Annotated in this window: 14 protein-coding genes and 1 pseudogene; 14 read left to right on the forward strand and 1 reads right to left on the reverse strand. The window is 40.9% G+C overall.

Annotated elements, in window-relative coordinates; all coding sequences use genetic code 11:
* Positions 1–51: 51 nt before the first annotated feature.
* The 4 genes from FC14_RS05085 to FC14_RS05100 all read left to right on the forward strand — a co-directional run bounded on the left by FC14_RS05085 (position 52) and on the right by FC14_RS05100 (position 3658).
* Positions 52–729, forward strand: a complete 678-nt coding sequence (locus tag FC14_RS05085) for a transketolase C-terminal domain-containing protein (protein ID WP_056976754.1) — start codon at positions 52–54, stop codon at positions 727–729.
* A 234-nt stretch (positions 730–963) separates the two neighbouring features.
* Entirely contained in the window at positions 964–1422 is a 459-nt protein-coding gene (locus FC14_RS05090) for a hypothetical protein (protein WP_082174241.1), read from the forward strand.
* A 109-nt stretch (positions 1423–1531) separates the two neighbouring features.
* Positions 1532–2623 (forward strand): iron-containing alcohol dehydrogenase family protein, encoded by a 1092-nt coding sequence (locus tag FC14_RS05095; RefSeq protein ID WP_056976755.1) that lies wholly within the window; start codon positions 1532–1534, stop codon positions 2621–2623.
* A 129-nt stretch (positions 2624–2752) separates the two neighbouring features.
* On the forward strand, positions 2753–3658 hold the full coding sequence (locus tag FC14_RS05100; RefSeq protein WP_056976756.1) for an AEC family transporter: 906 nt from the start codon (positions 2753–2755) through the stop codon (positions 3656–3658).
* A 48-nt stretch (positions 3659–3706) separates the two neighbouring features.
* Here FC14_RS05100 and FC14_RS05105 read toward each other — a convergent pair whose 3' ends face one another.
* Entirely contained in the window at positions 3707–4330 is a 624-nt protein-coding gene (locus FC14_RS05105) for a carbonic anhydrase family protein (RefSeq protein ID WP_056976757.1), read from the reverse strand.
* Positions 4331–4451: 121 nt separating this feature from the next.
* Here FC14_RS05105 and FC14_RS05110 point away from each other — a divergent pair, with 121 nt between their 5' ends.
* The 10 genes and pseudogenes from FC14_RS05110 to FC14_RS10370 all read left to right on the forward strand — a co-directional run.
* Entirely contained in the window at positions 4452–5303 is an 852-nt protein-coding gene (locus FC14_RS05110) for a PfkB family carbohydrate kinase (RefSeq protein ID WP_056976758.1), read from the forward strand.
* Positions 5278–5760 carry an ECF transporter S component gene (locus FC14_RS05115; RefSeq protein WP_056976759.1) on the forward strand — a complete coding sequence of 161 codons (483 nt, stop codon included), beginning with the start codon at positions 5278–5280 and terminating at the stop codon, positions 5758–5760. The genes FC14_RS05110 and FC14_RS05115 overlap by 26 nt, the downstream gene beginning before the upstream one ends.
* Before the next feature lie 70 nt (positions 5761–5830).
* Positions 5831–6466 carry a DUF998 domain-containing protein gene (locus FC14_RS05120; protein ID WP_056976760.1) on the forward strand — a complete coding sequence of 212 codons (636 nt, stop codon included), beginning with the start codon at positions 5831–5833 and terminating at the stop codon, positions 6464–6466.
* 101 nt (positions 6467–6567) lie between these two features.
* On the forward strand, positions 6568–7425 hold the full coding sequence (locus FC14_RS05125) for a metallophosphoesterase family protein (protein WP_056976761.1): 858 nt from the start codon (positions 6568–6570) through the stop codon (positions 7423–7425).
* 107 nt (positions 7426–7532) lie between these two features.
* Positions 7533–8927, forward strand: a complete 1395-nt coding sequence (locus tag FC14_RS05130) for an MFS transporter (protein WP_056976762.1) — start codon at positions 7533–7535, stop codon at positions 8925–8927.
* A gap of 252 nt (positions 8928–9179) precedes the next feature.
* Positions 9180–9956, forward strand: coding sequence for a glycyl-radical enzyme activating protein (locus FC14_RS05135; RefSeq protein WP_056976763.1), 777 nt, complete (start codon positions 9180–9182; stop codon positions 9954–9956).
* Positions 9957–9969: 13 nt separating this feature from the next.
* Positions 9970–12426, forward strand: a complete 2457-nt coding sequence (locus FC14_RS05140; protein ID WP_056976764.1) for a glycyl radical protein — start codon at positions 9970–9972, stop codon at positions 12424–12426.
* A gap of 23 nt (positions 12427–12449) precedes the next feature.
* A complete protein-coding gene (locus FC14_RS05145) occupies positions 12450–13118 on the forward strand; it encodes a fructose-6-phosphate aldolase (RefSeq protein ID WP_056976765.1) in 669 nt (222 codons plus the stop codon).
* 74 nt (positions 13119–13192) lie between these two features.
* On the forward strand, positions 13193–13957 hold the full coding sequence (locus FC14_RS05150) for a DeoR/GlpR family DNA-binding transcription regulator (protein WP_056976766.1): 765 nt from the start codon (positions 13193–13195) through the stop codon (positions 13955–13957).
* A gap of 46 nt (positions 13958–14003) precedes the next feature.
* Positions 14004–14225 (forward strand): annotated as a pseudogene (locus FC14_RS10370) (NUDIX hydrolase N-terminal domain-containing protein); the annotation flags it as partial.
* Positions 14226–14276: the final 51 nt, after the last annotated feature.

Raw genomic sequence — 14276 nt, forward strand, 5'->3', positions numbered from 1 at the left:
CACTGACCGTAAGGTCGTGAACTACAAGCCTCTCACTTTAGTGAGGGGTAGTTGACGCAACGGGCTTATGACCAACTTTCGCATGACGTGGCCTTAAATGATTTGCCTGTGATTATAATGGTTAATGGGGGGATTAACGGTGGTTCTAAGACCCACTTAGGGATCTTTGATATTCCTTATCTAAACACGATCCCTAATATTAACTACCTACATCCAAGTAATCAAGCTGAATTACTGGCCATGTTACGGTGGGCACTAGCTAAGGCCAAACATCCGGTGGCAATTAGGATTCCTAGTCAACCCGTTGTTTTGGGGACAGCTTTACAGGAAGACTTCACCCCAAGTCACTATGACTTAGTTCGCGAAGGCAAGACAGTTGCCATATTAGGATTAGGCAAATTTGCTCAGTTGGCAGTAAAAACGGCTGAACTCTTAGCTAAGAAGGGGCAACAGGTTACGGTTGTCAAGCCGTATTCGGCGACAAGCTTGGATGAAGAGTGCTTGAGCGGGTTGGAAGCAAAGCATCAATTAGTAGTAACCTTAGAGGATGCAAGTATTGTCGGAGGTTTTGGTTCCTTAGTTAGCCAATTTTACGCTGATAAAGCGATGAAGGTGTTGAATTATGGGGCGGCCAAGGAATTTACGGATAATATTAGCCAAGCAGAGTTGTATAAGCAGTTCCACCTAACACCAGAATTATTGGCCCAAGATATCGAAGAAAATTTATAAAAGAGTTAATTTTAAAACTATTTGATTTTAACTAGTAAGTTTTCGCTAAGAATGTTAAAATAATATTTAAGAGAAGTTAAACATTCTCTTACCCTTACCTCAATTCCAAGGATTAAGTTTTGCCTCGTTGCAAGCCTTAATCCTTTTCTTTTTTAATAAAAATTAATTTATTATAAATAATTATGTTATAATGAAATTGGAATATAGTTTTAATGGTTAGAAGGAGGGAATTTTATGTTAGAAAAAATTCGGCTACGAAAGCCCTTAGACCAAAAAGTTGCTGTTGGCGATATGATTACTTATCAAACCACCTCCTTTATTATTATCAATATTTTAGATGTTGGGCTGGCTTCCTGGGGAAAGGAAAGTATTTTTGCTGTTTACACTTGCCTAGTCCAACAGTTAAACAGTCCTAATTTGTCGGAAAATTATACTACTACCCAAACAGAGTTAGCCTATGAACTAAATGAGCAACGCAACATCTCGCGGGTAGGAGATATCATTTATGATGAGAATACTGGCATTTGGGTGCAGGTCAATGCCATCTTGGCAATTAGATATGAAGATGAAAAAATCTATGTGAAATATGAGTTTGATCCGATTCCAGAATGGAGTCCAAAAGAAATTAGCAAACTTCAAGATAAGCGCAGGTTACAGTTAATGAAGCTAGTAAAGCATGAGCAAAAGCGGTGATGAGAACAATCACCGCTTTTTATTAAAATAAAATAAAAATAATTATTGAAATATTAGAAGTCACCGGTTATAATATGATAAACTCTAGGTGTGTAAGGAGGAAATTATTATGACAACTAACTGTATGAGTAATTATAGCTATGGCCCTAATTGTTTTGATGAATTACCCGCGATTCTAGCCGGATATGGTTTTACAAAGGTCGTCTTTATTGGGGGTAAACGGGCCCTCGCTAGTTCTCAAACTGAGGTTAAGCAGGTTCTTAGTCAAGCCAATGTAGAGGTAACGGCTAGTTTAGTCTATGGGGTTGAATCTACTCAGGCTAACATCGATAGACTAGTTGCAACTGAGGAAGTCGCTGCTGCGGACGTTATCTTTGGTTTTGGCGGAGGCAAGGCCTTAGATACAGCTAAAATGGTGGCAATGGAGTTGGCTAAACCAATCTTTACTTTTCCAACAATTTGTTCTAACTGTTCCGCCGGAACTGCTGTGGCCGTCATTTATCACGATGATGGCTCATTTGACCGCTATGGATTTCCTCCAGTCCCACTACATGTTTTTATTAATACCCAGGTAATTGCTAATGCACCTGCCAAGTATTTTTGGGCTGGGATTGGTGATGGGATTAGTAAAGCCCCTGAAGTAGCCCACTGTGTAGCTCACGCCAAGGAAACGGGCATGGAGCTTCCTCATACCGCTACGCTAGGAGCAGCGATTGCAGCCTCATCTAAGGGTGCCTTTTATCAATATGGTCCTCAGGGAATCGCAGATGTTAAAAATAACTTAGCGAGTCGGGCGGTTGAAGAAGTTGCTTTAGATATTGTTGTTTCTACTGGTTATGCCTCGAATTTAGTTAACCAAAAGGAATTTTATTTTAACTCCTGTCATGCCCACGCTTTTTATAATGCTACCACTGCTATTAAGCGTGAGGGAGAGTACCTCCACGGACAAATTGTTTCGTTTGGGGTCTTGGTGTTACATGCTTACTATCAGGAAGATGAGGAATTGCAAAGGGTGTTGGCTTTTAACCACCGCTTAGGCTTGCCTGTGACCTTGGCTCAGTTGGGATTAAGTCAGGCTGATATTCCGAAGGTGGTCGAGGTAGCAATGACCACTAACGAGTACAAGCACCTTCCATTTGAGCCAGACCAATTTGCGGCTGCAATTAAGCGGGCCGATGAGTTGGGACAGGCATTGAGTTAAACTTAGCAAATTAAGACTGGTTAGGGTTGCTAACCGGTTTTTTATTGGGCTTAAAACGTTAAAATTTTACTATCAAAGTTAGGATAAGTGGGTTAAACTAAGCTTAAAACTAATGCGAGGATGATTTGGATGGCAATTTTTTTGCAGGTAATGGTACCGGTGTTATTGATTTATTTGAGTGGTTTTTTGCTGCAAAAAGCACTCAAATTAGACATCAAACCAATTTCAACACTGGCAATGTATTTATTGTTACCCTTTTTAGTTTTTAAAACTTTTTATGAGCGCAAGTTGGATTCAAATTTTGGCCATATTTTAGTGATAACATTGGTTATTATGTTAGCCTTGCTAGGATTAGGTCTGATAATTGCGAAAATACTTCACTATAACCAAAAGAAACTTAACGCCTTTTTATTAACAACGATTTTTTCTAATAGTGGTAATTTTGGGGTGCCCCTTGCCTTATTTGCCTTTGGAAATAGTGCCATGAAGTACGCCATGCCCATTATGATTATTCATACCATTTATATGGGGGTAGTTGGAATTTATATTGCTGCCGGTGGTTCTGGCAAGCAGCAAACAATTGGCTATGCTTTGGGCAGCGTCTTTAAACAGCCGATGAACTATGTGATTGTTCCCGGAATTTTATTAAATCGGTGGGGAATTACACTTCCAGAAAATCTTATGAAGTGGATTGATATGATTAGTAAGACAGCCATTCCGATTATTATGTTGGCTTTGGGGATGCAGTTAGCCAATGTGGTCGCAAGTAAAATTGATTGGACCAGCGTTGGTTTTGCCAGCTTTGTTAAGCTAATTGTTGCACCATTACTGGCTTACCTAATCTGTCTAGCTTTTCCTATCAGCCCCTTATTGCGCAATATTATCGTGATTATGACTGCGATGCCTAGCGCGGCTAATACCACGATTTACGCAATTCAATACAATGCCGAGCCGGACTATGTCTCAGCTTGTACCTTTGTTTCAACTATCCTAAGTTTTATTAGCTTAACCTTTTTGCTCAATTTGGTAGTATGAATAATGAGGTCGGAACTCTCTTTAGTCAAGTAGTTTCCGACCTCATTTTTAATAGGCGTAATAGGTGATTGTACGTTGCTTTAAATCTTGGAGTTGGCGGTGATTGTCGGGGTAATCTTGGTGGATGACTTGATAATCACTGGGGTTGATGGTAGCCGGTTGGGCTAAGACCACCCAAGTTACATCCGGTAATAAGGGCGGGGTAGTTAGACTGCCTTGGTATTGATAGTAAGCTAGTTGTTTTTCAAAAAAATTGCAAAAAGCACTAGTAGTGGCCTGGCCTTTGTACAGGCTATCCCAATTACGTTTCGGAGCTTCTTCGCTAATATTAGCCAGTAAGGCTAGCACTAAGGTGTGTTTTTTGGCATCCTGGCAGACAAAATGTAGTTCACACTTTGATGGTTGCTGATTTAAATAGTGCTCACTGCCATCGTGAAAGTGCATTTTTTGTAAAAAATAAGTTTTCTTTCCTAATTGAATCGTGCCAGTGAGTAAAAATTGCGGCCCGTTTGCCTGGTCCTTCTTTTTAACCAGACCGCTGGTGAGGTTAACCGTTAGGGGTTGATCAGCAACTGATTTAAATTGGCAAGTAGGGGTAGCTATGTTAATGGGGGATTCTAAGTTACTTAGGCGGGGCCACTGATCTTGTAGCTGGTAATCTAATTTTGACATCAATAATCATTCCTTTGCTAATAATTGTATCAGTACGCTTAGCTTTTTTTGAAGTATTAGGCTACCAAATTATACTTACTCTTACTATAATTGACTTTAAATTAGAAAGCAATAAGAGTAGGTGGTTAAAATTAATAAAACATTTTTATTAGCAGCTGATTTGGCCGGAATTGGTAGCATGTCTTTGAGTAGTGCGGTAACTATTATGCAGCTGTTTGGGATTAACTTGGCGCTTAGCCCAACCGTCTTATTATCCACTCAAAGTGAAGGCTTTGGTAAGACTGCTAAACAAAGTACGACTGCTTTTTTACAGCACAGTTTTAGCCACTGGCACCAAATAGGACAAGAGTTTAGTGGGGCGCTAGTTGCCTATTATGAAGATGAACAAGTCGGAGCTTTGTTAAAACAGTGGTTAGTAACAACTAAACCGCCCTTAGTAATCTATGATCCTGCTTGTGCAGACCAGGGGGCACTTTACCCTAATATTTCTGTAGAGTTACTAAGTCAGAAAAAAGAATTACTCACCTTGGCTGACGTTATCTGTCCTAACCTAACGGAGGCGAGCTTACTGACGGGAATTAAATCAGCTGCAAGTAAGCCTGAACTGTACATGAAGCTATTACAGGCTTTAGCCACTAGTAATCCTAGGGCTGACATTGTTATTACGGGAATTAGTCTTGGTGAAAAAAGAGGGTGTGTCTGGTTAGACCAGGGTAAGTTACAATATGCACTAACACCAACTTTAGCGAGTCATTTTTATGGGGCAGGGGATGTCTTTAGCGCTTTGCTAAGTGGCTTTTTACTTAAGGGTCTTTCCTTTTCAAAAGCAATTAGGGTAACAACAAACCTGCTTTATTCTACCTTAGTAGCCAATTTAAACAGTGACCGGGCTGATAGCTATGGACTCGATTTAAGTTCCTTGCTGGCAGATTTTATTTTGAGAAAGGATGATTTTGATGACGTCATTAACTAAAAAAATTGCGTTACTTGGGATTATTACCGCTGCAAACGTGGTAATTGCCCGGACCTTTTTAATTCCAATTCCATTTACACACGGCAATATCAACCTCTGTGATGCAGGAATTGTCTTAGCGGCGCTTTTATTCGGTAGCCGGGCTGGCGGAGCCGTTGGGGCACTAAGTGGTTTATTACTTGACCTGATTTCGGGTTACCCTCAATATATGTTCTTTTCCTTACTGGCCCACGGAACTGAGGGCTACATTATTGGGCAGTTAGGTCAAAAAAAGCAGTGGTTGGGGCTCTTAGCGGGGACCTTAGTGATGGTTACAGTTTATTTCGGAGCTGATAGCTTCCTTTATACGGTTCCAACTGGCTTAGTGGGTATTCCCTTAAACTTGCTTCAAGGTGTGATTGGGGTAAGTGTTGGCTATTTATTAGTCGTAGGTTTGAATAAACGCCTGGCCTTCTGAATATAAAATTCACACTTTCTTCGCTGTTTTTAGTTATTTTAGTGGTAAACTAACAGTTGAGGTGAGAGTGATGAGAAGGTTGACGCGTGAATATAGTTTTTTATTGATATTGATTGTGTTAATTAGAGAAATTAGTCTACCATATTTCATGGGCTTTTTTAGTGCTAATAGTAAGATTCAGTTGCTAAGTGAATTGGGGAGTAATAAGTTTCCCTTCCACCAAGCCTTTGACCGTTGGGAATTTATTGATGGCATTTTGTTTATGCTAGGGGCTTATTACATTTACTTGTGGGCACAAAGACAGGCTGCAAGTAGGTATGCTAAACCATTAGCCTTATTAGTAGCCCTGTATGGATTAGGAGATTGTTTACTGACCTCGATGCTTGTGTACTCAGGTTCAACCTTTGCTAACTGGCACAGTTTCTTACACAGTATTGCTTCTGTATTAGGTTATTTAGGCCTTTATTTAGCTAACTTATTAATTGCTAAAATTAAGCATGATAATCGGTTCTTAGTAGCGGTTATCTGGGGTAGTCAGTTGTTGAGTCTAGGTTTAAATTTATTAATGGAATCGCCGTTAGTAACCAAGGCTAGCACCGTAGGGTTGTTACAGTGCGTAGCATTGGATTTGATGTATTTGCCTTTGCTAATCTTAGCTTGCTTGGAGTTACACCACAAGTTAGCCTTAATAAGGGTGCGTAATTAAAAGCTACTTAGCCAGTCTAAGTGGCTTTTTTAGTAGCGCTTGTTATTTTGGGCTGTTCATTTTATATTTAAGTGTAGACTTAATTAGTTAGAGGGATTTAGATGACGAGAAAAATTGGGATTTTTAGCGACGTTCACGGAAATTATACTGCACTAAAGGCAGTGTATGAGGATGCATTGGCGTTAGGGGTTGATGATTTTTGGTTTTTAGGTGACTTATTTTCACCTGGGCCAGGAGCTCAAGACTTGTGGGAACTGTTTACCCAAATGAATCCTAGCTATTGTTTGCGGGGAAATTGGGATGACCTGTTAGTCAATTCGATTGCAGGGCGGTTACCAACCGATAAGGAAAGTAAAATCTACTTTGCCAAGTTAGCCCAAACCCTGGCTAAACGACTAGCACCAGAGGTGGTAATGGAAATCGAGCGTTGGCCTTTGGCAAAGCAAGTAGAGCTAGCTGGGTTAAAAGTTGGCTTGTCCCATAATTTACCTACCTTTAACCACGGCCAGGCTTTATATCCGCTTGCTGACCAAGCTAACTTTGATCAGTTATTTGAGTTAAAACCAGATTTAGATTTGGCAGTTTATGCTCACGTGCACCATCCGCTTATGCGTTATAGTAGTCAAGAACAGCTGATTTTTAATCCAGGCTCAGTCGGCCAGCCGTTTAGTCAGCACCCTATCTTCCAGGCTGATTTACGGGCTAATTACTTAGTTTTGACCTTGGCAGAAAAAAAGCTAACTGAGGTTGATTTTCGAAAGGTAGACTATGACCACCAAGCAGAGCTTAAGCGGGCACAAGCAGTGGAACTTCCGTACTTAGACTTGTATGAAGAACAACTCGAAAGTGGGCGGATTCACAGTCATGATTATGAACTATTGGCCAAAATTAATACTGAGCGTGGTTACCGGCAAGACGTACTAGCTTATAACCAGGCAAAAAAACGTTTTAAAAATTAAAAAGACTGTTTAAATGAAAATAACATGCTATACTAATAGTAGCGTAGTTGCGAGCTTTTGAGGAAGTTAAGTCTCAAGAGCTCATTTTATTTTTGGAGGAATTTTTCATGAATGAGACAGTTTCGCGGAAAACCAATATTTCCGTAGCTTCTGTGGGGATTTTAACCTTTACGGGAATTTTGATTGAAACTTCCCTTAACGTAACCTTCCCCACTTTAATGTCAACTTTTAATGAGCCCTTAGCAGTAGTGCAATGGTTGACGACTGGCTACCTATTAATGGTGACTTTGATGATGGGAGCAACCGCCTTTTTACTAAAAAGGTTTAAGGCCCGGCGGTTATTTTTAGTAGCAAGCAGCCTAGCTATTATCGGCGGAATCTTATGTTTATTTGCTCCTGAGTTTTGGTTGTTAATGTTAGGTCGGTTACTACAAGCAGCTGCTACCGGAATTGCTACTCCGTTAATGTTTTCGGTCGTCTTTAATAAGGTTCCCGCCAAGAAATGGGGGACTTATACGGGAATTTGTGCAATGTTAATTTCACTTGCACCAGCTTTGGGCCCGACTTATGGGGGAATAATGAATCACTACCTAACTTGGCGTTACTGCTTTGTGTTTGTAGTAATCTTATTAGGTTTAGCTTTAGTGGCAGGCTTACTTAACTTTGAGGATAATGAAACCTATCCACAAACTAAGTTCAACCTCCTAAGTTTTATATACTTAATTTCTTTTCTAACTAGCCTGGAATTTGGGTTGCAACAACTCAGTTCCCGCCTAGGCTTAGCGGTGGGGTTAATTATTCTTAGTTTGGTGTGTTTGGCTCTGTTTATCTTTAGGTCGCTAACTAAGGCTAACCCTTTAATTGATTTAAGGATTTTAAAGGATTCTTATGTTAGTTGGCGACTTGTAGACTACTTTGGCTTGCAGTTTACCAATATTTCCTTATCTTTCATTATTCCGATTTTTGCCGAGAATTACCTGCACGTCAATTCTTTGGTGGCCGGGTTAATGTTACTACCAGGTTCATTAGCTGGTGCAATAATTGCTCCACTGTCTGGACGCTGGTACGATAAGAGTGGGGCTAATAAACCGATTCCACTGGGGAACTTTTTGATGCTATTAGGGGCAGTGTTATTTGCCGGTTTGACTAAGCAGCTAACGGTTGCTTTGATTGTAATCTTTTATATTTTCACCCGAGCTGGGTTTAACACCGCGTTTGGGAACGTTATGACTGATTCAGGTAAGGCTGTACCACTAGCTAAAAAAGCTGATCAAAATTCACTCTTTAGTATGTCACAACAGTATGCTGGTTCACTGGGAACTGCTATTATTTCGGGCATTTTGACTTTTGCCCAAAAGGGTAGCAATACGTCCTTACAGGCAATTAAAGTTGGAAGTCAGTTGAGTTTTGGTTTTTTAGCCATAATTTCATTTATCGGCCTGCTTAGTGTTATAATCCTGCATAAGAGACACGTGCCGGCCAAAAAACAATTTGATAAGTAGGACGTTTAAGCCTTCTTTCCCAACGTTTAGGGAAAGAAGGTTTTTTAGTACGGATTTAGGGTTAAATGCTGATGGAAAAATGGCTGGTTAGTAAGGTTAAGTAAATATAAAAACGTATTTCAAGTTAAAACGCTGATAAGTGCTGATTTGATTGGGGCAAATGCTGATTAATTAGGTTCAAAATAACGAAACCGTGCTAGAATATAGGTGTAGAAAATGATAAGGTTTTCACAAAGTTAGGAAGTGAACTAGATGCCTAAAGATACGGGAATTATTTTTAACATCCAACATTTCTCGATTCATGATGGTCCAGGAATCCGGACCACTGTTTTTCTAAAGGGCTGTCCGTTACATTGTCCCTGGTGCGCTAATCCCGAGTCACAAAAACGCCAACCAGAAGAAATGCTAGATAGTCAAACCAAGCGGCCAGTCATTATGGGCGAGGAAAAATCAGTCGCAGAGATTATGACCGAGGTCAAAAAAGACCAGCCTTTCTATGAAGAGTCTGGGGGAGGCTTAACCCTTTCTGGGGGTGAAATTTTTGCTCAGTATGAATTCGCTAAGGAAATCCTCAAAGCAGCTAAAGAGGCAGGAATTCATACCGCAATTGAAACAACCGCTTACGTTCAAACCAAAAAGTTCCTTGACTTAATCCAGTATGTTGATTTTATCTACACTGATTTAAAGCATTACGATTCAGCCAAGCATCAGCGGGTGGTTGGTGGTGGTAACGAACTAATTATTAGAAATATTACTGCCGCCTTTGCAGCTGGTAAGCAAATTGTGCTACGAATTCCGGTGATTCCAGATTTTAACGACTCGTTAGAGGATGCAGAGCAGTTTGCACAACTTTTTGACCAAATGAAAGTTAAGCGGGTGCAACTGTTACCGTTTCACCAATTTGGACAAAACAAATACCGGTTACTTAAGCGCCAGTACACAATGGCAACTTATCAAGCTTTGCATCCCGAGGATTTAAAAGCTTATCAAGCGGTTTTCTTACACCATGACATAGATTGTTATTTCTAAGGAGGAAAAAACGATGGAAACAGCACTTTTAACCCAAAAATATACGAACGATGTTCAAACAAACTCTCAGAAGCATTTTGGCTACTTAACTCCACGAATGTATGCTTATCGCGATAAAGTCCTTAATAAAAAACCGTATATTGATGCTCAACGAGCTTTACTTGCAACCGAAGCCTATCGTAAGTACCAAGCACAGCCGGTGGTTTTAAAACGGGCGTACATGCTAAAAAATATTTTGGCCAAAATGTCGCTATATATCGACGATGAAACTTTGATTGTCGGTAACCAAGCTTCGGGTGACAAGGATGCGCCGATTTTTCCTGAGTATACTTTGGAATTTGTTTTGGATGAACTAGACAAGTTTGAAAAACGCGATGGGGATGTCTTTTATATTACCGAAGAAACCAAGCAACAGCTTAAAAAAATTGCCCCGTTTTGGGAGCAAAATAATTTGCGGGCACATGCGGATACAATGCTTCCCAAAGAGGTACAAGTTTACATGCAAACCGGATTCTTTGGGATGGAAGGTAAGATGAACTCGGGGGATGCGCACCTAGCAGTTAACTACCAAAAGCTACTAAAGCTAGGCTTAGTCGGTTTTGAAGAGCAGACCAAAAAGGCTAAGGCTAACTTGGATTTGACTAAACCAGATAGCCTAGATAAGTATCATTTTTACGACGCAATCTTAATTGTGATTGAAGCGGTTAAAGATTATGCTCACCGATTTGCAAAGTTAGCGCGGGCCCAAGCGAAAACGGCTTCAAACCAGCGGCAAAAAGAGTTACTACAAATTGCAGCGACTTGCGACCGGGTGCCTTATTACCCAGCGCAAACCTTTGCGGAGGCAGTACAAGCGGTGTGGTTTATTCAATGTATTCTCCAAATTGAATCTAACGGCCACTCTCTGTCTTACGGACGCTTAGACCAGTATTTGTACCCATATATGAAAGCGGATTTAGATGCAGGAATTGAAACGGAAGCTAGTGTCGTAGAACGGCTTACTAACCTTTGGATTAAGACGTTAACTATTAACAAGGTTAGAAGCCAAGCCCATACTTTTTCTTCGGCCGGCTCACCCCTTTATCAAAACGTCACAATTGGTGGCCAAACTAGGGACAAGCAAGATGCAGTTAACCAATTATCGTTTTTAGTTTTAAAGTCGGTTGCGCAAGCGCACTTACCTCAACCTAACTTAACCGTCCGTTATCATGCTAATTTAAATCCCACCTTTATGAATGAGGCCATTGAAGTAATGAAGCTGGGATTTGGGATGCCTGCTTTTAATAACGATGAAGTCATCATTCCTTCCTTCATTAAGAAAGGGGTAAAGGAAGCAGATGCGTATGATTACTCAGCCATTGGTTGTGTTGAAACGGCGGTTCCTGGTAAATGGGGTTATCGGTGTACCGGGATGAGTTACATGAACTTCCCAAGAATTTTACTGATTGCAATGAATCGGGGAATTGACAAGACGTCTGGTGAGCGGTTTGCTCCTGACTATGGCTATTTCCCAGAGATGAAATCCTATGCCGAATTAAAAGAAGCCTGGGATGAAACGGTTCGCTACCTAACGAAGATGAGTGTCATCGTTGAAAATGCGGTTGACTTGACCTCTGAGCAGGAAGTGCCTGACATTTTATGTTCTGCTTTAACGGATGATTGTATCAAACGGGGTAAGCACATTAAGGCAGGCGGAGCTGTCTATGATTTTATTTCTGGTTTACAAGTGGGAATTGCCAACCTAGCAGACTCCCTAGCTGCAATCAAGAAGTTAGTCTTTGAAGAACATAGGATAAGCCCTAAGAAACTATGGGATGCTTTAGATAGCGATTTTGCCGGTGAACGCGGGGAAGAAATTCGCCAAATGTTAATTAACGATGCGCCTAAGTATGGTAACGATGATGACTACGCTGATCAATTAGTGAGAGCTTGTTATGACGTTTATGTCGACGAAATTGCCAAGTATCCGAATACTCGCTATGGTCGGGGACCGATTGGGGGGATTCGTTACTCCGGAACTTCCTCAATTTCAGCAAACGTTGGTCAAGGCTACGGGACAATGGCTACACCAGATGGGCGGCACGCTAAAGCCCCACTAGCTGAAGGGTGTTCGCCTGCCCACAACATGGATAAACAAGGACCAACTTCAGTTTTAAAGTCTGTGTCTAAATTACCAACCGAAGAAATTGTAGGTGGAGTATTACTCAATCAAAAGGTTAACCCACAAACACTGGCTAAACCGGAAGACAAGCAGAAATTGATTATGCTGTTGAAGACCTTCTTTAACAGATTACATGGCTACCATATTCAATATAACGTTGTGTCTAGGGAAACGCTGATTGATGCTCAAAAACATCCGGAAAAACACCGGGATTTAATTGTCAGAGTGGCAGGGTATTCGGCCTTTTTCAATGTTTTGTCTAAGGCGACTCAAGATGATATTATTGCGCGGACTGAACAAGCAGTCTAATTTAAATAAAGGTGGAAAAACTAATGGAATTTATGATTGACTCACTAAACATTGCTGAAATTAAGAAATGGGCACAAATCTTACCCCTAGCAGGAATTACTTCTAACCCAACGATTGCCAAAAAGGAAGGGGTAATTGACTTTTTTGCTCAAGTTAAAACGGTTCGACAAATTATTGGTCCCACTCCAAGTATCCATGTGCAAGTGGTTGCATCCGATTATGAGGGGATAATTGCGGATGCTCATAAGTTAAAAGAGCAGTTAGGTGGTAACCTCTACATTAAGGTACCGGTGACAACCGAAGGCTTAAAAGCCATCAAGCAGCTTAAGCAAGAAGGGTTCCAAATTACGGCGACAGCCATTTATACTAGCTTGCAAGGCCTGCTTGCACTAGAGGCGGGCGCGGATTATCTAGCTCCTTACCACAACCGGATGGAAAATCTCAACACTAATCCCTTAGAGGTTATTGATCAGTTAGCCTTAGCGATTGAAAGAAAGCACAGCCAAGCTAAGATTTTAGCTGCTAGTTTTAAGAATGTTGGCCAAGTAACGAGCGCTTTAGCCCACGGAGCCCAAGCTGTTACCGCAAGTCCAGCTATTTATGAAGCTGGGTTTGCAAATCCGGCTATTGCCAAGGCCGTAGCTGACTTTGCTAATGATTGGCAAGCAACTCAAGGCAGAAATAGGATTTAATTAATGAGGAATAACTTGTACTTTCTATGAGTTATTCCTCTTTGTGTTAAAATTATTAGTGAGGGGGGATTTTTTTGTACTCACAGACCCAACGCCTAGAAGAAATAAAACAGCTTTTAGCTAAAAAACACCAACTGACAACTAGACAGTTGGCCCACCATTTTGGGATTGCCTTTGATACTGCGCGCCGGGATGTCTTAAAGCTGACTTCGACTGGTCAAGCAGTACGAATTCATGGTGGCCTAATGGAAGCTAAGCTTAACAATGTACCAGGCTTTGTCACTAGAACCCACATCCAATCCCCAATTAAGGCCAAAATGGCTAAGCTTGCCAGTCAAGAAGTCCATCCAGGCGGTCTATATTTTATTGGGGCTTCGACTACGTTAATGCAAATGTGTGAACTTTTAGGGCAGGTTAATACTACCGTGGTCACCAATTCGATTGATAATGCCATTAGGTTAACTCTGCATGAATTACCTGCAGTTGAATTATTGGGAGGTAAAATTGATAAAGGGAACCGTTACACCTATTCGCTAGAAACGTTAGCTAAATTAGATAATTATACTTTTGACGCTGCTTTCTTGGGGACGTCAAAGATTCAGGCCGATGGGATTACGATTGTCGATGCTTACGATGCAACTATTATAAAAAAGGTCATCGCGCGCTCTAAGAAAGTGGTCCTTGTCGCCCAAAAATATAAATTTGAGGCCCAAAATTCTTCTCCGTATAAATCTGCTGACCTTAAGGATATCGACGTTTTAATCACGGATGAGCCTTTATCAGCTCGGTATCGTGCTTATTTTAAACCCGATTTAAAAGTGAAGTATGTCAAAGATTAGTAAGAAGGGAGTCTTTTTAATGACTACAGACTAATTATTAGACTGGATTATCGAATTACAAAGTATTGCCCAAGCGAGCCTGACTTATGGTAAAGATATTTATGACCGCGCACGTTACCAGCGCCTGGCGGAGATGATGGCCCAAAAGAGTGGTCTTTCTTTGGAGCAGGTGACAGGCTTGTTTTGTAACGATAGTGGCTACCAAACACCCAAGTTAGACACCCGGGCAGCCATCTTTAAGGATGATAAAATACTACTGGTTCGTCAACTACCCCTCACTAAAGTGAGAGGCTTGTAGCTCACGACCTTACGGTCAGTG

Source organism: Ligilactobacillus agilis DSM 20509 (assembly GCF_001436215.1).
GTDB lineage: Bacteria > Bacillota > Bacilli > Lactobacillales > Lactobacillaceae > Ligilactobacillus > Ligilactobacillus agilis.